Origin of the sequence: Fibrobacter sp., assembly GCF_045601785.1 — a bacterium.
Taxonomy (GTDB): domain Bacteria; phylum Fibrobacterota; class Fibrobacteria; order Fibrobacterales; family Fibrobacteraceae; genus Fibrobacter.
The window spans coordinates 1-23,376 of sequence record NZ_JAZSAF010000026.1; the positions used below are offsets into that span (position 1 = coordinate 1).

17 protein-coding genes and 1 pseudogene are annotated in these 23,376 nt (G+C 54.3%); 16 read left to right on the plus strand and 2 right to left on the minus strand.

Annotated elements, in window-relative coordinates; genetic code table 11:
• From ACKI61_RS04165 to ACKI61_RS04175, 3 genes and pseudogenes are all read left to right on the plus strand, one after another.
• Positions 1-948 (plus strand): annotated as a pseudogene (locus tag ACKI61_RS04165) (pectate lyase); the annotation flags it as partial.
• Positions 949-1,098: 150 nt separating this feature from the next.
• The gene (locus ACKI61_RS04170; RefSeq protein ID WP_407456525.1) at positions 1,099-3,057 is read left to right on the plus strand and encodes a glycoside hydrolase family 30 protein; all 1,959 of its coding nucleotides are present in this window, start codon (positions 1,099-1,101) and stop codon (positions 3,055-3,057) included.
• 49 nt (positions 3,058-3,106) lie between these two features.
• The gene (locus ACKI61_RS04175) at positions 3,107-3,871 is read left to right on the plus strand and encodes a hypothetical protein (protein WP_407456526.1); all 765 of its coding nucleotides are present in this window, start codon (positions 3,107-3,109) and stop codon (positions 3,869-3,871) included.
• A 350-nt stretch (positions 3,872-4,221) separates the two neighbouring features.
• On the opposite strand, the gene uvrC is transcribed toward ACKI61_RS04175, so the two are convergent.
• A complete protein-coding gene (gene uvrC / locus ACKI61_RS04180) occupies positions 4,222-6,084 on the minus strand; it encodes an excinuclease ABC subunit UvrC (protein ID WP_407456527.1) in 1,863 nt (620 codons plus the stop codon).
• A gap of 117 nt (positions 6,085-6,201) precedes the next feature.
• On the opposite strand from uvrC, the gene ACKI61_RS04185 reads away from it, so the two are divergent.
• Entirely contained in the window at positions 6,202-7,140 is a 939-nt protein-coding gene (locus ACKI61_RS04185) for a hypothetical protein (protein ID WP_407456528.1), read from the plus strand.
• Between the two features lie 42 nt (positions 7,141-7,182).
• Positions 7,183-7,497 (plus strand): hypothetical protein, encoded by a 315-nt coding sequence (locus tag ACKI61_RS04190; protein ID WP_407456529.1) that lies wholly within the window; start codon positions 7,183-7,185, stop codon positions 7,495-7,497.
• 78 nt (positions 7,498-7,575) lie between these two features.
• Here the strand turns inward: ACKI61_RS04190 and ACKI61_RS04195 are convergent, their stop codons facing one another.
• Positions 7,576-8,502 carry an FISUMP domain-containing protein gene (locus ACKI61_RS04195; protein ID WP_407456530.1) on the minus strand — a complete coding sequence of 309 codons (927 nt, stop codon included), beginning with the start codon at positions 8,500-8,502 and terminating at the stop codon, positions 7,576-7,578.
• A 68-nt stretch (positions 8,503-8,570) separates the two neighbouring features.
• Between ACKI61_RS04195 and ACKI61_RS04200 the strand changes: the two genes are divergently transcribed.
• From ACKI61_RS04200 to ACKI61_RS04250, 11 genes are all read left to right on the plus strand, one after another.
• Entirely contained in the window at positions 8,571-8,963 is a 393-nt protein-coding gene (locus ACKI61_RS04200; RefSeq protein WP_407456531.1) for an NADH-quinone oxidoreductase subunit A, read from the plus strand.
• A gap of 119 nt (positions 8,964-9,082) precedes the next feature.
• The gene (gene argA / locus ACKI61_RS04205; RefSeq protein WP_407456532.1) at positions 9,083-10,441 is read left to right on the plus strand and encodes an amino-acid N-acetyltransferase; all 1,359 of its coding nucleotides are present in this window, start codon (positions 9,083-9,085) and stop codon (positions 10,439-10,441) included.
• 150 nt (positions 10,442-10,591) lie between these two features.
• Positions 10,592-13,324, plus strand: coding sequence for a hypothetical protein (locus tag ACKI61_RS04210; RefSeq protein WP_407456533.1), 2,733 nt, complete (start codon positions 10,592-10,594; stop codon positions 13,322-13,324).
• A gap of 28 nt (positions 13,325-13,352) precedes the next feature.
• A complete protein-coding gene (locus ACKI61_RS04215) occupies positions 13,353-13,943 on the plus strand; it encodes a nitroreductase family protein (protein WP_407456534.1) in 591 nt (196 codons plus the stop codon).
• Positions 13,944-14,074: 131 nt separating this feature from the next.
• A complete protein-coding gene (locus ACKI61_RS04220) occupies positions 14,075-15,565 on the plus strand; it encodes a glycoside hydrolase family 5 protein (RefSeq protein WP_407456535.1) in 1,491 nt (496 codons plus the stop codon).
• 19 nt (positions 15,566-15,584) lie between these two features.
• Positions 15,585-16,151, plus strand: coding sequence for a GTP cyclohydrolase I FolE (folE, locus tag ACKI61_RS04225; protein ID WP_073116020.1), 567 nt, complete (start codon positions 15,585-15,587; stop codon positions 16,149-16,151).
• 255 nt (positions 16,152-16,406) lie between these two features.
• The gene (locus ACKI61_RS04230; protein ID WP_407456536.1) at positions 16,407-17,693 is read left to right on the plus strand and encodes an alpha/beta hydrolase; all 1,287 of its coding nucleotides are present in this window, start codon (positions 16,407-16,409) and stop codon (positions 17,691-17,693) included.
• A 316-nt stretch (positions 17,694-18,009) separates the two neighbouring features.
• Entirely contained in the window at positions 18,010-19,698 is a 1,689-nt protein-coding gene (locus ACKI61_RS04235) for a hypothetical protein (protein WP_407456537.1), read from the plus strand.
• 80 nt (positions 19,699-19,778) lie between these two features.
• The gene (locus ACKI61_RS04240) at positions 19,779-20,825 is read left to right on the plus strand and encodes a hypothetical protein (RefSeq protein ID WP_407456538.1); all 1,047 of its coding nucleotides are present in this window, start codon (positions 19,779-19,781) and stop codon (positions 20,823-20,825) included.
• Positions 20,826-20,927: 102 nt separating this feature from the next.
• Positions 20,928-21,773: a DUF3450 family protein gene (locus ACKI61_RS04245; protein ID WP_407456539.1), complete on the plus strand. Its 846-nt coding sequence runs from the start codon at positions 20,928-20,930 to the stop codon at positions 21,771-21,773.
• Entirely contained in the window at positions 21,770-23,371 is a 1,602-nt protein-coding gene (locus ACKI61_RS04250) for a MotA/TolQ/ExbB proton channel family protein (protein WP_407456540.1), read from the plus strand. Before ACKI61_RS04245 ends, ACKI61_RS04250 begins: the two co-directional genes overlap by 4 nt.
• Positions 23,372-23,376 lie beyond the last annotated feature (5 nt).

Below are 23,376 nucleotides of genomic sequence, written 5' to 3' on the forward strand. Positions count from 1 at the left end.
CCCGTAGTCGTTGAAAACAGTTACGCCATGGGAAACGGCTATATCCATTACGGGACAAGCAAGCCGCCTAACGTCAATGGCAACGGGTTCAAGATGGGATACAGCCGTAACGACAAGGGACGACACACTATCAGGAATTGCGTCGCCTGGAACAATATCGCCTCCGGATTCTATGCAAACTACACTAGCGTCGGTAGCACCTGGACTAACAACACTGCTTACAATAACGGCGCCCGAGCCTATACCATGGCGTCGACACTTTACGCTGAAGATGAAAGGACTCGCATTGCCGAAGTGGTCCCGCTCACGGGCGACAAGGCGCACGTACTCAAGAACAACATCGCCTTCCCGAACAAGGTTTCGCAAATCGGAACGTGCTGGGAAAAGATATCGAGCCAGAATATCGACCATTATGTGGATTGTCCGGCGGGTGAAAATAACACCTGGAACCTTGATTTGGACTTGACGGAAGATGACTTTGTGAGTCTCGATGACCCGAGCATGACCGTGACCGGCAAGGACCTCTCTACAATTCCGGGAATGCTTGGCCCACGCAATGCTGATGGTAGTTTGCCCTATGTAGGTTTCTTGAAACTCAAGAAGGGGAGCCGCGCCATCGACAAGGGCGAAGATCTCGGATTCCCGTTTGTGGGCGATGCGCCCGACCTCGGTGCATTCGAATACGGAATGTCGAGCAATTCCGCAACCTCATCTAGTTCTGCCGCGGGTTCTTCTTCCGGAACCGCCGCGATTACCGCAAAAGCCCACGCAATTCTTGCGGAATCTTCGGAAGCAGCGCTCGTATTCGACATGCAGGGACGCTACTTGGGAACCATACAGCCCGAACAGCTTCGATTCGGTACTGTTGCCGAAGTGCTCCGCGCCAAATTCAGGACCCCCGGCGCCTACATTGTGCGACAGGGAAACAACTTGAAGAAAGTGAAGTAGTTGATTTTTCTGGCTGCACTGGGATAAAAATCAAGATCAGCCTCGGCGGCATTGAAGCCCCAAAAAGTCCACATTTGACAATCCCCAGTTGTTAGGGTATATTTATATTCAGTCGCGTAAAATGACGTGGCGCAAGGAAGGGTTTGGTTTATGATGAAAAGGAATTTTGGAGTATCCGGCGCGGTTCTGGCAACGGCGTTTGTCGCGGGCCTCGCGGGTATCGTTTCTCCCGCACATGCACAAACTAAGGTCGTTGTCGACCCTGGCAAAAAGTATCAGGTTTTCGAGGGCTGGGGCACGAGTCTCTGCTGGTGGGCCGTGAAGGCGGGCGCCTGGAGCGAGGCGAACCGCAGCAAGCTTCTGGGTGCGATTGCCGACCCCGATACGGGCCTCGGCTATACGATTTTCCGCTACAATATCGGCGGCGGCGACCAGCCGGGCCATAATCACCTTACGAAGGGCGACGGCGGCGCGAACGTTCCCGGCTACAAGCCTACCGAAAAGGGCGATTTCGACTGGACGGCCGACCCTTACCAGCGCACGATTGCGATTGAACTTTCCAAGCGCGTAAAGGACCCGATTTTCGAGGCGTTCAGCAATTCGCCCCCGTGGTGGATGACCAAGAGCGGTTGCGTCTCGGGCAGTAGCGACGGCAGCGACAACCTCAAGGAAGACTATTTCGACGACTTCGCGGACTACCTTTCCGAAGTGGCGCTGCATTTCAAGAAGGAATGGGGAATCACGTTCCGCACGGTGGAACCGTTCAACGAGCCGAGTGCCGGCTGGTGGAAATCCAACGGCGGGCAGGAAGGTTGCGGCTTCAAGAACAACCAGACGAAGATGATTGTGGAACTCGGCAAGGCGCTCCAGAAGAAGGGCCTGTTCCCGGAGACTTCGGTGAGTGCCGCCGACGAGACGAACATTGGCGATGCCCTGAACCAGTTCAACAAGTACAGCGGCGAAGCGCTCTCTTACATGTTCCAGGTGAACACGCACAGCTATTCCGGCGGTGATTCCCGCGCAAAGCTTTTCAATGCGGCGTTCGCGAAAGACAAGAAGGTGTGGCAGTCCGAAACGGGCCCGCTTCACAAGAGTGGCGACGAGAACATTGCGCTCTGGATGGCGGGCGTGATTCTTGCAGACCTGCGCGACATGAAGGCGAGCGCTTGGGTGGACTGGCAGATTGGCGACCCGGCCGAAAACTGGAGAAGCCTCGCGCTGAACCACAGCAAGCAGACATTCAGCCCGAACGCACGCTACTACATGCACGCTGCATTCAGCCGCTACATCCGTCCGGGATCGCGCATTATCGATAGCGACAACGGCAACACGCTCGCGGCGCTCACGCCCGAGGGAGCGCTGGTGCTTATCGTGCGCAACAGCGGTTCGAGCGACGTGAAGTATGAATTTGATTTGGGTGAATTCGTGAAGATTGGCACGAGCGCGAAGGTGGTACGGTTCGAACTGCCGGGTAGCCTCACCAAGCAATCCGATATCGTGGTTTCGGGCAAGGCGCTCTCGATGACCGCGAAGTCCAACACGATTACCACGATGGTGATTGACGGCGCCGAAGGTGGCGCATGCAAGCCGGATTCCATCATCCCGTATTCGAAAATCAACAATAACGAGGGCTGGTCCACCGCAACCGAGATCTCGCTTTCCAAGGGCGATTCGCTTTCGATTGGCCCGCATCCGTGGGAAGGCGGACGCTGGCTGTGGAGCGGCCCGAACAGCTTTACCTCCACGAACCGTGAAATCCACCTCGGCAAGATGGACGGCACCATGAGCGGCTACTACAAGGCGGTCCACACGAACGCCTCGGGCTGCGAGGGTTCCGTGACCTTCAAGGTGGTGGTGGACGACCCGGACCACCCCTTCGTGGAACCGGATACGAACAAGCAGGATTCCACGGGGGATTCTTCGTCGGTGGCGCTGCGCGATTTCGGAATGTGCCGGCATGAAACGTTCCGTTCTGACGAGCTGTTGCAGGTTTTCGACCTTCAGGGGCGCTACCTGCGGAATGTGTACGATTTCAATCTGAAGAAGCTTGCTCCAGGTGTCTATCTTGTAAAGCGGGGCTCCCGCATGCTTCGCGTTCGCGTACCGTGATTTAAGGGCATGGGCTAACGGATAGCGGGTAAATTGCTATACTTTACCCATGTTCTTTCAGTCGCTTGCCCAGAGGATTTTCTTTTTCCTGATAGCCGCCTTGCTCTTGGTGACGACGGGCAAAGACTGGTATGATTTCTATACCTGCGATGCCGTGGGCCAGTGCCTGTCGGATGCAGGAGTCCTTCAGCTCTACACCAAGTTCGCGATGTCGTTCCTTTTGACGGCGTTAGCCTTCTTGGCGACGAACAGGGCGTTTTCCCCGCGCGATGCGAAGTTTTTGCGGATAGCCTTCGTGTTTTCGCTCCTAGCCGACTTTTGTTTCAGCAAATTGAAAATCCTTGTGCCCGACGCGGCGACCATGAGCACTGTTCTTGGCATCGTCTTCTTCATGGCGTTTCAGACGGTGCTTATCTACAGGCACTCGCGTAAAAGCGATTCCGATTCGCAGTTCCCGAAGGTCTACTGGCTGTTGGCGGTAGTGACGCTTGCAGCGGTGATTCTCTTTGCAACAGGCGTTGTCGGGTTGACGGTTGCGACGGTGCTTGCGTATGCGGCTTTTGTTATCAGCTCGACGGTGGTGGGTATCCTCGCTCCCCGAAATGGCTACTATCCGGTTCCCAACGCGTCGCTTATCCGCTGGGGCATGGTCGCGTTCTTCTTTGGCGATGTCCTGGTGGGCCTTTCGATGCTTTCGGGCGAAGACCATAGCACGGTACAGGCCGTTTCGGCGGTGGCGAATAACTTCATCTGGTGGGTGTATGTGCCTGCTCAGCTGATGCTTATTCGCGGGGCAGTCGAGTCCGAAAAGTAAACCCGAAAAATCTGGGCATAAAAAAAGGGCATCTCTCACGGTGGAACACTCGATGCTACTAATCAAAAAATGATAGCAGTGCCTCGGTGGTTTGTTTTTCGCGTCGGAGCGCGCCTAAACTGAGTACCAAGAGCAACGAGCTTCTATATTACTGTTAGATCGGGCGTTAATCCGTGGGATGCCTAAGCGTAATATACCTAACTTGAAATGCAAAAGCAAGCAAAAAAGAGAAAAAATTTTTTTTGCCCTTTTAAAGAATCCGCCAAGTAAACAATTCTTATCCTTGCATGGCGAAATTCGGTCATAAAGGTCGTTTTTGTTCAAATAAGCCCTAGTCCATGTTGGAATATTCAGCGTTCCGTATCGGGAACGATGAAGTCGGCGACGTACTTTGCCACCTGTTCGCGGAGCTTGTTTCCGCGGACCTTGCCGAGCAGGATTTCGATATCTTCGAGCGGGGCTTCCATGAATGCCTCGGCACTCTTGTACTTGCTGAGAACCTTGACGCGGGTCTCGTGGCCGACTCCTGGCATCTTGAGCCATTCCACTTCCAGGTCTTTTTTGCGCTTGCTACGCTGGTAGGTGATGGCGAATCGGTGCGCCTCGTCGCGGGCGTTCTGCAAAAGCTTCAGTGCTGGGCTTGTACGGTGCAGCACGATGGATTTCCGGTCGTCGGGGAACACGATTTCTTCGAGGCGCTTTGCAAGGCCAATGAGCGGCAGATCCTGGTCGTGGCCGAGTTCCTTCAAAATGGTCATCGTGGCATCTACCTGGCCCTTGCCGCCATCGCACACCCACAGGTCGGGCATCGGCGTGCCTTCTTCTTCGAGTCGCCGGATGCGCCTCGTCATCACTTCGCGCATGCTCGCAAAGTCGTCGACGCCTTCGACGGTCTTGATGATGAATTTACGGTAGTTGCTCTTGTCGGGGCGCCCGTTCTTGAACGCTACAAGGCTTGCCACGGTGTTCGTGCCGGAAAGGTGTGAGATGTCCACGCACTCGATGCGGAAGGGCGTCTTCTTTAATCCGAGGACCTTCTGCAGTTCGAATACGCTCTGGTCGATTTCGCTGTATTTTTGCACTTCGGCGCGCATTTCCACGAGAATCATGTCGGCGTTTGCGCCTGCAAGCTTTAAGAACCCGAGCTTTTCTCCGCGCTGCGGAATGCTGAAGTATACCTTGCGGCCCGCCTGCTTGCTGAGCGCCGCTTCGAGCTCGCGGTAGTCTTCGGGGAGCGCGATGTCGGTTGCGATCTCGGCAGGAATCAGCGGCGCGTCCATGTACCACGGCAGAATCATCTGCCTGAAAATTTCGGTCTCGTCGTCTTCGAGTTTGCATTCCAGGCGGTAATGCCTGCGGCCCATCAATACGCCCTTTCGGTACTCGAGAATTACTGCCGCGGCCATCGAACCATTGCGCCGCAGCGTCACCACGTCCAGGGACAAGTTCGGGTCGCTGGTGTCTGTTTTTTGTCGCGTGCCCGTAGATTCTAGCGCCTGTATGGCGTCGCGTTTTTTCATGGCGGTTTCAAAATCCAGGTTCGCGCTGGCCTCTTCCATCTCCCGTGTCCAAAGCTCAATCAGGTCGTCGCGCTTGCCTTCGAGCATCAGCCGCGCGTTCTTGACATTGTGGGCGTATTCTTCTTGGGTGATGAGCCCTGCGCAGGGTGCGTCGCAGCGCCCGATATGGTAGTTGAGGCAGGGCCGCACGGGGTGCTTGGCGGGCAGCTCCATGGAACATTCGCGGATGTGGAAGAGTTTGGCCGATAGGTCGATGAGCTTGTCTATGTAGCGCGAGCTCATGTACGGGCCGTAATACTGGCGGTCGTCTTTTTTGACCGAGCGCGAAAGGGTGAGTCTCGGGAACGGTTCCTTGACCGAGAATGCCAGGTACGGAAAGTGCTTGTCGTCCTTTAAGAGCACATTGTACTTGGGCGTGTGCTTGCGAATTAGGTTTGCTTCGAGGATGAGCGCCTCTTGCTCGCTCTCGGTGATGATCCACTCGATGTCGCGAATGTAGGGGAGCATGAGCGTTGCCGCACGGTGCCCTGCATGGTCGCTGCCGTCGAAGTAGCTCCTTACGCGGTTCTTGAGCACCTTCGCCTTTCCGATATAGATGATTTTCCCTTGGGCGTTCTTCATGATGTAAACGCCCGGACGGTCGGGAAGCTCCGAAAGCCTTCGCTGGATATGTTCGTTCACAAGAATCGTCATTGCGGAACCTTGTGGCGAATATAACAAATTCTTTCATTTTTTTAGACTATTGCTTCTATTTTTTATTATTTTAATGATGCATAAGGAAAAGGTTCCAAAACAACAGACGGAGCAAAGATGAATTTGGAAAAAGTGAGCATGCTGTCCCAGAAGATCGAGGGAGTTCTGGGGCTCGTTCGCACCCTCAAGGAAGAAAATGCCCGTGTCAAGCGCGAACTTGCGCAGGCGAAGGACGAAGCCCAGGACAAGACCATGCTCCTGGATTCGGCAAGCAAGAAACTTGCCGACTGCATGGCGGCGCTGGACGCCCGAGCGAACCAGGCGAATGCTCAGCAGGAACAGTTGAACCAGAAGGCGGCAGAACTCGCGGAACTCAACGAAAAGTCGACCGTGCTTGGCCAGCAGCTGATCGAAAAGGACGGCTGCATCGAGAGCCTGAACGACAAGGTCCGTGAACTTTCGGAAAGGGCAGACTTGCTGAACGGTCAGCTGAACGAGAAGGTTGAACTTCTGAATGCGCTCAACTCGCAGGTTGCCGAAAAGGATTCGATGATTGAAAACCTCATGGAGCAGCTTTCTTCCCGCGGTTCAGAGATTGAAAACTTGAACGTGCAGCTGCAGGCGCAGAACGAAGAGATTGCCGAGGCCCAGGAACGCTTTACGCAGCTGGTGGAGACGATCGAGAACGAACTTGGTACGGACATTTCGCTCGACCAGGGTGGAGCACCTGCCGAAGGGGGCGCAAACGATATTGCCGAAGTGGCGGAAAACGCTACGGAAGAAGCGGCTGACGTTCCAGAAGAACCTGCCGAAGAGGTGACGGAAGAAGTTGCTGAAGAGCCCGCTGCCGAAGGGGACGATGCCTCAGAAGAATCTGTTGAAGAACCTGTGGTCGAAGCCGAAGAGCCTGCGGCAGACGACATCCAGGTGGACGACTCGGTTTCGCAGGAAGCCGAAGACGACCTTCCGACAATAGAAGTTCACGGTGCCGATGAAACGGACAACGATCTTTTTGCGAGCAAGTCGGAGGGCTCGCAGACAAGTTTTTTCGGCTAAGGATGCTGATGGACGATGATCCATTCGGCGTAGGGATAAAAAATGGCTAGCATCGAACCTTTGAGATCGGTAAATGTTTCCGTAGCGCAGGAAACGATTCAAATCCGCACGGACTTGCCCGATTCGGAACTTGAAGAGATTGTCGAAAACATCAACCAGCGTTTCGAACGGTCGGCGAAGTTCCAGATGGATGCCCGCAAGCGGCTGGTACTCCTTGCGGTGGAACTGACTTCCGAGATCAGGGAACTGCGAAAGCAGCTGGGACGGGCCAAGGTCTATTACGACCAGATGGAAAAGGAAATCCAGAACCTTTCGCTTTTGCTGGACGAAGGGATGGACGGTCTCGAGCGACTCTAGCCAAAGACATTTGCAAAAAGAAAACCCGGGCTTTGCGCTCGGGTTTTTCTGTCTTGAGAGGTTGTTCGAAACGGCTCTTTATTCGCCTTGCACGCAACGGACGTTGTAGGCGCGAGGGCCTTCGCTCTTCTGGAAAGCGTGTTCCTTGTCGTCGTCGGAATAGTCCTTGACGCGCCAAGAAGAATAGCTGTCGTTTTGGACAATCCAGATATAGCCCTGGCCGTCGCTAAGGCCGTATTCGGTCGCATTGCCGGATTCGTCGAGCTTGAACCGTCCGCCGATGGTCCACCATTCGTGTGGCTGGACGGCGTCGGCAGCTTCGACTTCGGCTTGAGTCGGAAGTCTCCATCCGCTTGGGCATGCGCTTTGGGCTGCCCCGTACGAATAGAACACTCCGTACTTGGCGCAGACGTCTTCACCTTCGCCGTCTTCGCAGTAGAAGCCTTTGGTGGGCTTGAACTTGATATTCGAATCCGTCCAACGGGTTCCGCCGATCGTTATCAGCTTGTAGGTCTGGTTGTCGCGCAAGTCGGTCATCTTGTCGCCTTCGATCTTCGGGTAGACGGGCTGCTCGACGGACATGCCAATATCGATGACCATGGAAGACGATGACTGAAGGTTGGGGTTAGCGGTCTGACCTGCATACTTGGTTTTGCATTCTTCGCTCCAGCAGAAGACTCCACTGCTGTAGTTCGGAGTGGGAACGCTCCCGAGGTCTGCGTCCTGGATGATGACGACCTGCTTTGTCACCGTGTCGTGGTCTACGACCACGGAGTCGGAATAACTAGGTGCGGGGTCTTTTTGAGGGTTTTGCTTTGCATCAGAACTAGAGGGTTTACTAGCAGACGAAGAGGAGCTTGTCGGGGTATCGCCAGATTCCGAAGAAACAATTTCTTCATCGTCGGCAAACGCTGCGTTCGGGTCTAGAATGTCTTCACTAGACGAACACCCCCAGAATAAGCACACCACACCCACACATCCCAAAAATGTAGTGATCTTTTTCATGCCCATAAATATAGTTTACATTTTGGCTCTTAACTAGCAAAAAGAATTTTACTATGTTTTATATCACTATGACGAATGTTGATATTTTCGATACGACTTTTGCCATGACCATCCTGGTGGTTCTGGCTCTCGTGGTTCCGACGGCCCTTCTGGTTGCAAACTGGTTTTTGCACCCGGGCAAGATCAAGGGCACATCCATCAAGGGAACGTCCTACGAATGCGGTATCGCACACGTGTCTGGCACCTCGGGCGAACGTTACCCCGTCAAGTATTACATGGTCGCCATGCTGTTCCTGGTCTTTGACCTCGAAGTGGCGTTCCTCTACCCCTGGACCGTCCAGTTCCTCAAGGGCGGCTGGGACCTGCTCTTCGTGCTGCTTGGCTTCCTTGTCATTCTGGAAGCGGGCTACATCTACCTGATCAAGAAGGGAATCCTCAACTGGACCCGCATTCAGGACTAGCTTCCAAAAGAGTATTCTATCTCAACTAAACGAACGCGGTCCTACGGGGCCGCGTTTGTTTTATATATAGACGCGAACAGCCTGTTGCCTCGGCTCGGCATTTTTCTAACTTATCTAATATGAGTAACGCGACACCTGACTTCAATTCGCAACATTTCGAAGTTGCCGGTTTCATTCGCGAAGTGTTCGGCTACATGGAACGCTTCAAGGGCCAGCTGTTTGTGCTGAAAATCGAGGATGACCTGATGAGTCACCCCCTTTTCCCGGTGCTGATGCGAGACATCGCCCTGTTGCACAAGTCGGGTATCCGTATCATCATTGTGCCAGGGACGCGCAACAGCATCGACGCCCAGCTCAAGGCCTGGGGCCTTGAATCCCGCTTTCATGCGGGAGTACGCCTGACCAGCGAAGAGGCCCTGCCGCACATCGAGCAGGCGTCGCTGGGCGTGGCGCAGCATATCATGAGCCACCTTACGGCGAGCGGCCTTCGGGGCATCCAGGGGAACTGGGTGCTGGCTCGCAGCCTGGGCGTGATCGACGGTGTCGACTACATGCGCACCGGCCGTATCGAGCGCATCCAGCGCGACATCCTGGAACAGCTCATGGACGAGAAGTTTGTGCCCATCATTCCGCCGATTGGCTGGAACAAGATCGGGCATGCCTACAACATCAGCTCTACCGAACTGGCCACCGAACTCTGCAAGTACATGAAGGTGGGAAAGCTCTTCTTCATCGGAAACCAGAACGGTATCAAGCTCGACGGCCTTGTGACCGGCAAGAACACCAAGTATCTGGAACCCACGGAGTCGGGCGTGATTTCGGCTATGGACGTGGACCAGGCGAAGGAACTTCTGGAACTCAATTCCGACCAGCTCGACTTTGCGCAGATGGACTACCTGATGAATGCGATTCACGCCTGCGAGGCGGGTGCGAACCGTGTTCACCTCTTGAGTGGTGAATTCCAGGGGAGCGTGCTGCAGGAAGTGTTCAGCGCCCGCGGCGACGGTACCATGGTGTACGCAAACCAGTACTCGAGCATTCGCCCGGCGACCATGGAAGACATTCCGGATATCTTGCGGATTATGCAGGACTACATCGACAAGGGATTCTTGGTGCCGCGTACCCAGGACAGCATTTCCGAAAGGCTCAAGGACTATGTGGTCTACAGCATCGACAACAGCATCCACGGCTGCGGCGCCCTGCACGAATACGAGAACGGCATGGCGGAAGTGGCGGGCATTGCCGTTGCCGCGAACTACCGCAAGTCGGGCATCGGCGATGCGATTGTGCGTCACCTGATTTCTGTCGGTCGCATGAAGGGCTACAAGACGCTGTTCCTGCTCACGACGCAGGCGCTCGACTGGTTCTACCATTTCGGATTTGTCGACGGCACGGTGGACGAACTTCCGCCCACCAAGCGTGACCATTACAACCAGAAACGGAAATCCCGCATATTGATGCTTCCGCTCGACAAGTAGTCTTGCAAAAATGGCCGTTTGTCGCCGTTTTGCAGTTAAATTGTTCGTTCTCTTGCTAATTTATGTAAATTCTAGCTACTGCTTAGGATTGGAGAACTTGTGTCTTTTTTGTATAAAATAATTGCGGCTTCGTTAGTGCTACTGAGCCTTGTGGCGTGTTCAAACGATGACGGCAGCAGTGCAGACATCGTCCGCCGCTTTGACGAAAACGGGAAGGTGTTCTCGCCGACGGAGCTCGGCGGCGAGTCGCAGTTTTTAACGACGATGCGCCCCGAAAAGGTACGGTTTGTAAGTCTGGATCAGAATCTGGATGCAATCGATTCGTTCGAGGTGTCGATGGATTCCAGTTGGGATGGTAATAAGCTCTCTCCGAGCTTTAGGTTTCATGCGAAACTCCGCGAATATCAATGGCCGTACCTGAAGATGGTCGCGGTGTTTCCGTCCGATGTCAAGAAGCGGAAGATGGAGTTTGCGCAGTATGTGCGGCTGAACGATGACAACAATGGCCTGAGGCCGAACTTGTATTCGGCTCTTGCGGCGGGCCGCATCGAGACGCTGGTGAAAAAGCAGAAGATGTCTTTTGACGATGCCTATGCGCAGGCGCTTTCGGAATTGGGCCGCGTTTTCAGGCAGGACTTGAGCAACATCGATAAGGAAACTTTTAACGCCTGGAGTGAAAACGTTAAGGGCGGAACCCGCTTGAGGGGGATGTTGCCCTATGTCTACTGTCGCCACGAAATCTCGGACAGTCTTTTCTATAGCGACTTTAAGGAACTTCGCGACAACTTTGCAGAAACGGGCAAGATAAAGGCGTCGTTTTTGGTGCGTGCGGCCGACGCCTTCCTTTCGACTTTTGAGCGCGTATTCGAAGATAAGTCTGCGACGCTTTATCACGGTATGTCGAGAGATTCCATTATGGGGCTTCGCAACATGGACTATACTTTTTTTGAGGAAGCCTACGGAATCGTGTTCCCATGGCCGTCTGGAAGCAATGACACGATTCAGATAATGGACAAGTCCAGCGCCTATTACAAGCGGCATTTTGTAATGGACAATATTTGGCGCCTGAAGTCGCTCCTGGAAGAAGAAGTGGGCCTGTGCAGCTACCATTTTCTCAAGGATTCCCTGATTTATTATAAGGGAGATTATTATCGCTGCGAGATATACTCCAACATATGGCACAAGGAAACGGACCGTAAGGTCATACAGGATCATTTGTTCGGGGAGTGCCGGCAGAGCGATATGGGCAAGATGTTTTATGTAGGCGATTCCTTGTACACATGCGTTTGTGAAGGTCTCGAGCCCTGTTCCTGGAGCGACAAGTATACCGATAAGAAGTTCGATGAAGACGATCCGCTGTATGCGACGGTGCTGGATGCAAAGGTGGCAGCCCGGTTTGGCAAGTGCACGGATGGGAGAACGGGTGATATGCTTGAAGTGGATGGCGTGTATGTGGAATGTTACGATTACAAGTGGACTCCGATTGAGGCGCTGCTGTACCATCTGGGACGCTGCAACAACGTCAACAAGAAGGGCGAGTATAACGGAGCCTACTATTCTTGCGCGAACTACTGGAGCGGCCTGAGCGATACCATGTGGCAGGAAATTTATCCGCCCGTGTATTATGAAGATGACTGCGAATTGAACCGCGTCGTGAAATATGACGATTCGTATTACATTTGCGAATCGAACGAATGCAGGGCGCCTGACGGTTTTCCGGAAAGTGGCTGCTTTGCCCTGAGAAACTGGCGTAAGCTAGAAGATGCCGAATTGATTCCGCCGATTCTCAATATGGATGCCTGCGAAAGGTCCAAGATGAACCGGAAGGTTGTCTACGGAGATGTGTTCTACGAATGCAGCGCGGGCACCTGGCATGTGGTGGACAAGGGGACGCTTTTGCCGCCCGAAAAGGACCGCCAGGTTTGCAACGATTCCTTGTTTGGCGCCGTCAGAAAATACGGCGGCGATTACTACACCTGCGATTCGAACTATCAGTGGAGTGTCATGGGAGTCCTCTCTTCGGCACCGTACATGTTCAGGGACAGCCTTGGCCGCTGCGATACAATTTCGGAGAAAACACTTCATTGGTACGGTTCGGCTTTGGGCTTTTACGGCTGCGCCAAGGACAGTGGCTCGGTGGCTTGGCGTCGGATAGAGCTTGGACCTCACCCGAACACGATGCCGCTGAACTACGACAAGAAATCTTTTGCGGGCGGAATCATTGAAAACGATTCCCTTTACAAGGTGACTGTCGACGGGAAACTTTACCAGTTCAACATCTACGACGACGACTGGACGCTGACGCATGTGGAAATTTCGGGTAAGACCTACGATGCCTATTTCTACAGGGGACGACTCTTCTTGCATGGCGAACGGGGTGTGCAGCGGGTCCGCCTCGATTCCATCGGGAACAAGAGCGAAAGCTTCGATACGTTCTACGCCGACTGGAAGGCTTGGGCGAAGGAATGCAGCTTGTGTCAGGGCAGGCGCGCCGATGTGGATTCCAGCGTGTCCTCGCTGCGGTTCTACGAAGGCGCCTACATGGACTGGGAGTACGCAAGTAAGTTCTGCCCCGAAGGATTCCATGTGCCGTCGCTGGAAGAGTTCGCGCAGCAAGACTACCTTGCCTACATGACGACGGATATGGATGTCCGCAACGATTCGCCGATTATTTGGGACTATACGATGCACCGCAGCGGGTGTGTTTCCGGCAACACCATGTATTTTGACATTTTCTGGACGAGTACCGAAAATGATGCCGAATCGCAGCATTGCGTTGAAATCGCCTGGCATCCCTACAATGGAGAGAAGGGATGGCGTGTTGCAGAATGTCCCAAGGACCTGTATCCGATGGTGCAGACAATTTGCGTTGAGGACGATTGATTTGTAGATTTTAGAACGAGGTAAGACGATGAATACACTCGAAGCTATTAAAACACGCCGCAGCACCCGCAAGTTCAAGGCGCAGCCCGTAGAAATGGAAAAATTGCAGACCGTCGTCGAGGCGGGACGTTTCGGGCCTACCGGCGGTAATGCGCAGAGCAATCATTTCTTCGTGATTTCGGATGCTTCGGTGATTGCGAAACTCAAGGAATTGGTGCAGGCAGCGTTTGCGAAGATGGAACTCCGCGAGGACCTGTACAAGAGCCTCAAGAATTCCATTACGCTCGCCCGCAAGGGAAACTATTCCTTCTGCTATACGGCGCCCGTGCTGATTGTGGTTGCAAACAAGAAAGATTACGGCAACAACATGGCCGATGTCGCCTGCGCTGTAGAAAACATGATGCTCGCGGCGAACGAACTCGACCTGGGCAGTTGCTACATCAACCAGCTCAAGTGGCTGAACGAAGACCCGACGCTTCTTGAATACCTGCGCGGCCTTGGCTTGCGCGAGGACGAACGCGTGTACGCCTCCGTCGCTATTGGCTACGCCGATACCGAAACCGGGCTGCCCAACCGCACGGAATCCCCGCGCACCGGGAACGAAGTTGTATTTGTTTAAGGTTGGCTGAATTAAGGACATTTTGTCAACGGAAAATGCATCCGGATGGGTGCCCGCAGGCCATAAATCCATATATATTTTGTGTGGGTTGTTTAAATAAGGGTTGCGATTGCATCCCTAAAGGGTTGTTTATGCTTAAAAGCAGACTCAGGACTGCGGCGCTGGCCGCTTCCTTCTCCGTGGCGTCGCTTGCTGTGCTCGCGAATGCTGAAACGCTCCCGACTGCGGGCGAAATGTTCAACAAGATGGGTTTCGGGATTAACATCGGCAACACGATGGAAGTTCCGGGCAACCCGACGGGCTGGGGCAACAAGTTCCCGACAGAGGCCTACATCGATTCGGTGAAGGCGACGGGGTTCAGCACCATACGCATTCCCTGCGCTTGGGACAGCCACGCGAGTAACGGCGTCATTAACGAAAGCTGGATGGACTCGGTGCAGACGGTGGTGGACATGTGCATGCGCGCAGGCCTCGTGACGGTCCTGAACATCCACTGGGATGGCGGCTGGCTCGAAGAGAACCTGAAGGACGAAAAGAAGAACGAGGTGAACGCGAAGCAGAAATCCTACTGGACGCAGATTGCGACGCGTTTCAAGGACTATAACGAGAACCTGCTCTTTGCGAGCGCGAACGAGCCTGCGACTACCGACGACAATTACAGGCACGAAACCGAAATCCTGATGGTGTACCACCAGACGTTCGTGGATGCCGTGCGCGCGACGGGCGGCAACAACGCGAGTCGCACGCTCGTAATCCAAGGGCCTTCCACAAGTATCGACCGCACGACCGAGGTGATGCCGGTATCAAAGCTCCCGAAGGACGTGATTGAAAACCGCCTGATGGTCGAGGTGCATTTTTATGACCCGTACACCTACACGCTCATGAACGACATTGCCGACTGGGGCGCGCAAGTTTATCCGCAATACTACTGGGGCGATGACCTTGCGACCGGTGCAGACATCGTGCACAACTGCGGTTATAACGCCTGGGCGGGCGCGATGGGCGACAAGTGCACCAGCGCACAGATTCAGGACCAGTTCGGCAAGATGAAGACGAACTTTGTGGACAAGGGCGTGCCCGTGATTATCGGCGAGTTCGGCGCGAACGACCGCGTTGGCGTGCTGACGGGCGACAACTACGCGAAGCACCGCAAGGGCCGCCTTGCCTATTACGACGCCGTGATGAAACTCGCGAAACAGAACAAGGTGGTGCCCATCGCCTGGGATACCGGCCACGAGGGCGAAAACAACATGACCATTATCCGCAGGCAGTCCGCGCCGGACGGCTCCGTGTTCGATATGGACGTGCTGAAGATTATGCGCAGCGCTTACGGGCTCGGCGACTACGTGAACAGCGGCATCACGCATGTGGAAAATTTCAAGGCCGGCGGCGAAACGACGGGAATCGTGAACGGCGCGCAGTTGGGTGAGGGCTTGGCGCGCGTGACCCCCGGGATTCTGCGCGTGGGCAACCGCCTGGAATCTGCGGGCGAAATCAGGCTGTTCAACCTGAACGGAACGCTTGTCCGCACCGCGACAAACGGCATGTCGCTCGAGAACATTCCGCACGGCATATATATTGCCAAGGGCGCTGGCGCCTTGGTGAGGGTTGATATCCGGTAATTTTTCTATCTTTGTCCGTATGAACTTGAAGATGATGGAAGACGGCTTCCGGATGATTCTCACCGGCATGGGCGAGAATCCGAACCGCGAAGGATTGCTCGATACGCCGAAGCGTGTCGCGAAGATGTATGCCGAACTCATGACCGGCCTTTCGGGCGAGATGCGTGCCGAAGACATTCTCAAGACGCGATTCCACGAGAAGTACGACGAGATGATTATCGTGCCGGATATCGAGTTCGCGAGCATGTGCGAACATCATTTTCTGCCGTTTACGGGCAAGGCCCACGTGGCCTACATTCCGGGCGACTGCGTGGTGGGCCTTTCCAAGATTCCGCGCGTCGTTGAATTCTACGCCCGCTTCCCGCAAATCCAGGAACGCATGACCCGCCAGATTGCAGAACTCATCCAGAAGGAACTGAACCCGAAGGGAGTCGCGGTGGTGCTCGAGGCATCCCACATGTGCATGACCATGCGCGGGGTAAAGAAGCCGGGTGCCACGATGGTTACGACCCAGCTTCTCGGCCGTTTCAAGACCGACGAGAAGACCCGCGCCGAGTTCATGTCCAGGATTTATGCTCCTAGGTAGACAATACGCTTTTCTAAATGAAGGTGTGTTAGACAATCTTTAGAACTAGTCTGCAGAGCCCGCTTAAAAGCGGGCTATTTTGTTTTTCGCGTTCGCTGCGTGTAAAAATTACCGTGTCCATAATGGATAAATTACAAATAAATTAAAGGCGCTGACTATGGACTTATTGTCCACAGAAACTCATTTCAAGGCGTTTTTTTTGCCTTTTTTTCAAGGTATCTTTATTTCCGGTGTTGGTAAAATAAGGAGTCATAAATGAAATCCATGTTCTTCAGGAACTTTGCCAAGGGCGTTGTTGTAAGTGCCGCCTTGGCTCTCGCAAACTGCGGAGATGCTGCCGACAAGGTGAATTCCGCAATTGCCGATGCTCAGGATCAGTATCAGGATCAGCTGAATAATCCGGCTAATCCGAACAATCCGGCAGATTCTTCCCAGGTGACGGACCCGTCTCAGACTGTCATCGATCCCGTGACTGGCGAAGTTATCAATCCTAATACAGAACCGACGGTAGACCCGGTTACGGGAGAAGTCGTTGATCCGTCCACGAATCCGGACCAGCTGGGAGCAAATCCTGAAGTGGACCCCGGTGTCGAACCTGCCGATACGTCTGCAACAAATCCTGTTGCATCTAGCAGCTCCGAAGGCGAAGTGGGTCCAAGTCTGCAGTCCAGCTCGAGCGAAGCCGCTGTCGAAGAATCCTCTTCGAGCGAAGTGCCCGCCGTGCCGAAAATTTTCCTTGCGAACGACAAGGAAGAAGAAAAGAACTATATGGAAGTCGAGTACAAGACAAATACCGGCTGGGATGGGGAAGGTATCCTTGCATACCCCAAGCGCTTGACCGACAATCCGGACCAGAAGCATGCCATTGTGGTATGGGGCCCCGGTGGTGGTACTAAACCGAGTGCCTACGAGGGCATGATTCGTCGTCTTGCCTCTCACGGTTTCGTGGTGATTGCCCTCAAGGAATCTCCGGGCGATGCGACCCAGGCAATCAAGGCTCTCGACTGGTTGGATGGGCTGAATAAGGATTCGGGTAGTCCGCTTTATAACAAACTCGACATGAATACGGTCGGTTGCTCCGGGCACTCCATGGGTGGCCTAGAATCGGAACAGGCTCTTATCAAGGACAGGCGCGTGCTTACCGCGTTCCTCAACAACAGCGGAGACTGGGGCGGAGCCGGTGCCATGAAGGTGGCGACTGACCGGACTATCGCTATCCTCTACGGTGAAGGCGGCATGGAACGCGGCAATGCCGAGAACGATTACAACAACGCAAATGTCAAGGCGCCCGCCTGCCTTATCCAGATGACGGGTGGCAAGGGGAACGAATGCTACGAAGTCGCTCCTGGACGTAGGGAGTGCGGTTACGGTCACGGTTCCGGTTCCTGGGACGGCATGGCGGCGACAGTTGCCTGGATGCGCTGGCACCTCGGTGGCGAAGATTTCCGCAAGGCTGACTTTGTCGGCACGAGCGGCAAGTATATTGACGGCAACATAGCCGGCCACGATGGCAAGTGGAAAGGCCAATGTAAGAATTTCTAAGATACTCCACACTCACTCCTTACACTCCGTCCGAAAGGGCGGGGTGTTTTTGTATTTACCTTGTAAATTCAAAACTTGGCGCCTCGGTTATGGGCAAGCAAGCTTGCCCGCGACTCTCGGCTGGGGTGTTTTTGGTATAAAGAGAGCTCGGGGGCGGAACCGAGATTGCATTGGCGTAAGTCAGCGCTCGCCGGCATACTCAGCTCCAGACTAATGTCTGGAGCTTCGTTTATGCCGCATGTAAGTTTTTTTCTTCTATTGGGGTGACACTCGGGGCGGGGTCGGGTGTTATAAATATGTAAATTTAAGGAATACGATGAAAAAGTTGCTCTCCACATTCGCCCGCATGCCCAAAGGAACGCTGCCCCAGTTCGTTCTCTCGTGTGTCGTGTTCGTGGCGATGTTGGTGGGCTGCGACTTCCATGGCCCTTGGGAATACTATCCCGAAGAGCGTGATGTCTACACAGGCATCTACACCTACGGCTACATTGTGTCAGGCGAGTCCCCCTATATCTGCTTTTCGAAGGTCTATGAACTTGACGAGACGTCTTCGCGGGACTTCGCCTTTTACGACAGCGCTCATGTGACGGTGAAGGGCAACTTCGGCTATCGGGCTATGGGCCACAATTCCGGTGATGGAGAGAAGGATACGACGCTTGTCTTGTGGGGCTCGGATGAGAATCCGAACTGTTTCGAGGCGTCGAGTTCGTTTAGCGGAATTGTCGGCGAAAAGTACGAGATGGAGGCCTACTTCGAGTGGGACAGTGCGGGACACTCGGCAAAGACCACCTACAGGGCGCAGGCGACGATTCCAAACGCGGTCAAGGTGAAAGGCCTGAATGTTCCGCAGCCTGACGGCAGCTATGAGTGGATAGAAAACGACGGAAGGAAGACGATCCACATCAAATTTTTGGAATTTCCCAACGACATGGAGTTCGTGAAGTGCGCCATGGACTATGACAAGAGTGTGCATGGAGTAATTTCTATACTCGATTACGATATGGAAAATTCGGAGTCGCAGGCGACGACCCTGAACGACATGTTCAAGGGCTTTACGGAAAAGGATTCGATGGGCTACACGGGGATCGCCCTGCATGATCCGCTGGAACGAAAGCAGAACCTGGGATTTACGACGAATACCCGCGTGGGCAATTACTATGCACTCGATACGCTTTACCTGATGAACATGATGCTTCCGCTAGGAAGAGCTCGCGTGGAGTTCTATGCGACGGACGATGCCTACAACGACTACGAGCGTAAGGTGAAGGAATCGGTGAACGATTCAAGGATTATTCCGGAATCGAATATCGAAAATGGGATGGGCGTCTTTAGCGGAATGTCGAAGACGGTGTTCGACTTCTATGTCGATGGAAACGGTGTGAGCATTGAGCACATTGCATGGCGCAACTGCGAGAATACGGAAGGCGACAACTCGAAAAGCTGGGATTCCCGTGGCTGCAGACTCTACCAGGATGTCGCCTGCTCGGGCATGGACGTCTATGATGATGAGTACATGTACTTTGGGGGCACCGATTGGGAATCGCTCAATAGTCGAGCCTATAAGGCCTACCGCAATGACAAATATGTTATTTCCAAGGCATGTTACGCTTCCAATGTGAAAGCCGCGATGATGCTCGATACCACGAAATGGTCCGTATTCTTGCCCAAGGATATCAGCGACGAGGAAAAGAGCGAAGCTTATGCGGATGGTCTCAAGCGCTATTGCGTCGCAAGCAATTTCCAGAATAATAAGATTGCCGATTGTTTCGATATGTACCAGCAGTGCATGGTGAGCCACGAAAAGAATAGCTGCAAGGAATACCTGTGGAATTGGTGCGCTGACCGCGGCTGGTACATGGGCTATGAACAGTGCGAGTCGGCGCTGGTGAGCCGCTTCCACTTGGATGAACAGAAGTCGAGTGTGTTGGAGCGAGAAGTGGACAGAATCTGTGAAAAGCATTCTGACTCGATGCCGATGTGTTCCGATTGGCCGGATCCATCTTAAAATGGTGCCGAGACCTTGAAAATTCATTGACAAATATTATTTTTTGAAGGTGTAAAACAATAAAACAAAGGTGGATGGTTATGAATATTCGTAATACGATCTATGCCGCCCTGCTTGTTGGCGTTGCGGCCTTCGCGCAAGAAGCCGTAGCTCCGGCTGCAACAACAACAGCTTCGACTGAGGCAACTGCTGCTCCGGCACAGCCTGCCGCAGAAGCTGCCCCCGCTGCAGAACCTGCAGTGGCTCCCGCTGCACAAGCGGCCCCTGCCGAAGCTACTCCGGCAGCGGTTGCCCCCGCTGCGGATACCGCCAAGGTGGCAGAAGCCGTCCCCGCTGCAGAACCTGCTGCTGCGCCCGCTGAACAAGCTGCCGCCCCTGCTGCCGATTCTACGGTGACCTCCGCCGAACCCGCTGCGGATAGCGCTGCTGTCGTGACGGCTGTCGCTGCCCCGGTTGCCCCCGCTGCAGAAGAAGCTGCTCCGGCTGCCGACTCCGCTGCACAGGCTGTCGCTTCTGCCGAAAAGAGCTGGTACACGATGCTTGGCTTTGGCTTGACGGTTCCTGTTTCGCAGTACAAGGTGCACGGCAAGAAGATTGACCTGATTGATTACGGCATAAATGCCACTTTCGTGGGCGCTGCTGCGAACGGCTTCTCCGTCGAACTTTCCCTTTCGACGGGTGGCGCTGCCACGGACAACATCAAGTTCGTGAATTCCGATGACGACTGGCAGATTGGCAACTTCGGCGCCTTCGACTTTGGTCTCGGCTACACCGCTGGACTTGGCAAGAAGTTCAGCTTGTCGATGCTTGCCATCGTTGGGTTCGAAGTTGCTGTGTTTGAAAGTGATGAAGACGAGTACGACCACAAGGAACTTGGCAAGGTTGACAGGAGCTTTAGCGAGGCTCTGGTGGCCTTTACCCTGGGTGGCGACTTGATTGCCCGCTACTCCATCACGGAACATGCCGGCGTCTTTGCCAAGGTCGGTGGCCGCTGGGTTGCCGCATGCGGCGTGGGGACTTCGGTCAAGTATGAGGATGACGACTTCAACCGTGTCGATACCACTACGGATAGTGAATCTGGAAACTACAGCATCGTGCCCACCATCGGCGTGATGTGGGTCTTCTAGAATAAAATCTTTTAACGGAAAAAAGAGATTGCCCGGTGACACTTTTCGTGTGGCCGGGTGTTTTAATTATGTAATTTTTATACCTAAACATTGCGGAACAATATGAAAAGACTGAATTTACTGCACTTTGCTCACTTGTCGATAATGGTGTTCCTACTTTCGGGGGAGGCCTTTGCCGATCGGGATGCCGAAATTCGCGATCTGAAGTTTGAGAAGGAAAAGCTCAATTCTGAGATTCAGAAACTGAACCGTCAGATTGCTTCGACGGATTCGATGCTCAAGGCGGACGATTCGCGCTACAAGATGCTCTCGCAGCGCTACAAGGCCGATACGGATCGCCGCCGGGCAGAAATCGATTCTCTGAATGCCAAGATTCGCGGTGTTGCAGAGCAGCTGCAGGTGGAGCGTAGCAAGCAGGCGCGCGCCAAGAACCGTGGCGACAATGTGGCTGCCAAGCGCAAGGCGCTCCGCGAAGCGCTCGCGGGCATCAGCAAGCGGCTTGAAGCGCAGGTGGCGCAGACGGTGCCCTGGGAACGAGAGACTCGGCTTGACCGCGTCAAGTCGCTCACCCGCGACATCGAAAGCGGCAATGCGAGCGAAGAAGAAAGCTTTTCGCGCCTGAAATCGCTCATGGCAGAAGAAATCAAGTTCGGCGACGAGGTCGCTGTGATCAACAGCCCGCTGACCCGCAAGAACGGAGAGCTGATCAATGCGGTGATTTTGCGCATTGGAAACCAGTGGATGGTCTATAGCGACGAAAACGGCACCGTGTTTGGCAACATGGTGCGTAGGGTGGAAGCCGGCAAGATTGTTTACGAATGGAACGAGGAGCTGAACCTGGAAGAGCGCGCCGCCGTGAAGCTAGCGATTGATGTGAAGCAGGCGAAAAAGCCGCCCCAGATTGTGAAGCTTCCTGTGAGCCTGTCTGTGGTGGGGGGTGAAAAATGATTTTGAATAATGTCATTGCGAGAAGCGAAGCGACGAAGCAATCCATGCCGTATCGTTTGTTGGTGACTCTTACTTTCTTGTTGGCGACGTCTGCTTTTGCGTGGCCCTGGTCGGGTTCGGGCGAAAAGAAGTCTACCGAAGAAGACCAAGCTCGAATCAAGGATTCCCTGCAACTCGAAGAAGTGCGCTCCTTGCAGCGCGAAGTAGAAACGCTGACCCGCATACGCCTGCAAAAGGCGGATTCGCTTGAAAAGCTCGAAGCGGAACATTGGAAGAGGCGTTATGCGGAATCGCAGCTGACCGAGGAACACCAGGCAGCCTCCCGTGAACTGGATGGCCGCTACTCAAAGCTTTCGACGGATCTGGGCCGCGTGACCGAGGAAGTCTCGGCGAGCAAGAGCCTGACCGATGAAGCCGAAGACAATGCAAAGGCCGAAGAGAGCTCCTACGATGCGCTGAATACGCAGGTGAAGCTCTCGATCGAGAAGAGCCTGGGCGATATGCTGGGCGATTACCCGGTAGGCATGAATGGAAGAATACTCCGTTTGAAGACCGCCGCTGACGAAGCCTCCAAGGATGTTCCGAATACGATTGGCGCGGTGCAGAACTTTATGAACGACATGCTGCTCCGCCACGAGATGACTTACACGCAGTCGTATGGCCGCGAAATTTCCCAGGTGGGAAGCCGCCCCGATGTTGCTGTGAACCGCCTGCGACTGGGGACCGTGTTCCTTGGCGAAGTGGCGCAGGACAATGGCGATGTGCAGGCGCTGCTACGTTCGGGGGCCCTGCAGGGCAAGGTATTCGAATGGAATGCAGCGCTTCCGCTGGAGATGGCCACAAACATCAAGCGGGCCGTGATGCAGGCGGGTGACGCTGTGGATTCGGCACAGGCCTCTGCACAGGTGGCGATTCCGCTGGATGTGCTGCAGAACAAGGCCGTCAAGAATGCCATTTCCGACACCAAGGAACTCAGCTGGAGCGAAGAGCTTGAAGCGTTTTTCAAGAAGGGCGGCATCGTGATGTACCCGCTCATGCTGGTGGCGATTTTTGCGCTACTCCTTTGCCTGGAACGGTTCCTGGTGCTCTCTTTCCGCGGCCATCTGGGCCGTCGCTTCCTCAAAAAGTTGAATGCACTCGTGAAGGAATCCCGTTACGAAGATGCGGCAAATCTTTGCCTGAAAAAGCGGACTAGCCTTTCGATGGTGCTTTTTGCGGTGCTGAACCGTGCCCGCGATAAGCGCGAAGATGCGGAACGCTCGCTGCAAGAGGCGCTGCTCCGCGAACAGCCCAGGCTTGAACGCCGAATGGGCCTGTTGGCGGCCATGGGTACGATTGCTCCGCTGCTCGGCCTGCTCGGCACGGTGACAGGTATCATCACGCTTTTTACCGTAATTACCGAAGTGGGCACGAACGATGCGCGTGTGCTGGCGGGCGGTATTTCGGAAGCCTTGGTGACCACGGAAACGGGCCTTGTCATTGCGATTCCCGTGATGGTGCTCCATGGCCTTTTGAGCGAAAAGATCGAAAAGGTGACTAGCGAAATGTATGTGCAGAGTACCTCGCTGTTGAACAGAATTTTCGGGAAGGATGCATAAGCGGG

Bases quoted from the DNA above. Each gene is read 5' to 3' on its own strand.
- ACKI61_RS04170 (WP_407456525.1), top strand. From the start codon at position 1,099: ATGATGAAAAGGAATTTTGGAGTATCCGGCGCGGTTCTGGCAACGGCG.
- ACKI61_RS04175 (WP_407456526.1), top strand. From the start codon at position 3,107: ATGTTCTTTCAGTCGCTTGCCCAGAGGATTTTCTTTTTCCTGATAGCC.
- uvrC (WP_407456527.1), bottom strand. From the start codon at position 6,084: ATGACGATTCTTGTGAACGAACATATCCAGCGAAGGCTTTCGGAGCTT.
- ACKI61_RS04185 (WP_407456528.1), top strand. From the start codon at position 6,202: ATGAATTTGGAAAAAGTGAGCATGCTGTCCCAGAAGATCGAGGGAGTT.
- ACKI61_RS04190 (WP_407456529.1), top strand. From the start codon at position 7,183: ATGGCTAGCATCGAACCTTTGAGATCGGTAAATGTTTCCGTAGCGCAG.
- ACKI61_RS04195 (WP_407456530.1), bottom strand. From the start codon at position 8,502: ATGAAAAAGATCACTACATTTTTGGGATGTGTGGGTGTGGTGTGCTTA.
- ACKI61_RS04200 (WP_407456531.1), top strand. From the start codon at position 8,571: ATGACGAATGTTGATATTTTCGATACGACTTTTGCCATGACCATCCTG.
- argA (WP_407456532.1), top strand. From the start codon at position 9,083: ATGAGTAACGCGACACCTGACTTCAATTCGCAACATTTCGAAGTTGCC.
- ACKI61_RS04215 (WP_407456534.1), top strand. From the start codon at position 13,353: ATGAATACACTCGAAGCTATTAAAACACGCCGCAGCACCCGCAAGTTC.
- ACKI61_RS04220 (WP_407456535.1), top strand. From the start codon at position 14,075: ATGCTTAAAAGCAGACTCAGGACTGCGGCGCTGGCCGCTTCCTTCTCC.
- folE (WP_073116020.1), top strand. From the start codon at position 15,585: ATGAACTTGAAGATGATGGAAGACGGCTTCCGGATGATTCTCACCGGC.
- ACKI61_RS04230 (WP_407456536.1), top strand. From the start codon at position 16,407: ATGAAATCCATGTTCTTCAGGAACTTTGCCAAGGGCGTTGTTGTAAGT.
- ACKI61_RS04235 (WP_407456537.1), top strand. From the start codon at position 18,010: ATGAAAAAGTTGCTCTCCACATTCGCCCGCATGCCCAAAGGAACGCTG.
- ACKI61_RS04240 (WP_407456538.1), top strand. From the start codon at position 19,779: ATGAATATTCGTAATACGATCTATGCCGCCCTGCTTGTTGGCGTTGCG.
- ACKI61_RS04245 (WP_407456539.1), top strand. From the start codon at position 20,928: ATGAAAAGACTGAATTTACTGCACTTTGCTCACTTGTCGATAATGGTG.
- ACKI61_RS04250 (WP_407456540.1), top strand. From the start codon at position 21,770: ATGATTTTGAATAATGTCATTGCGAGAAGCGAAGCGACGAAGCAATCC.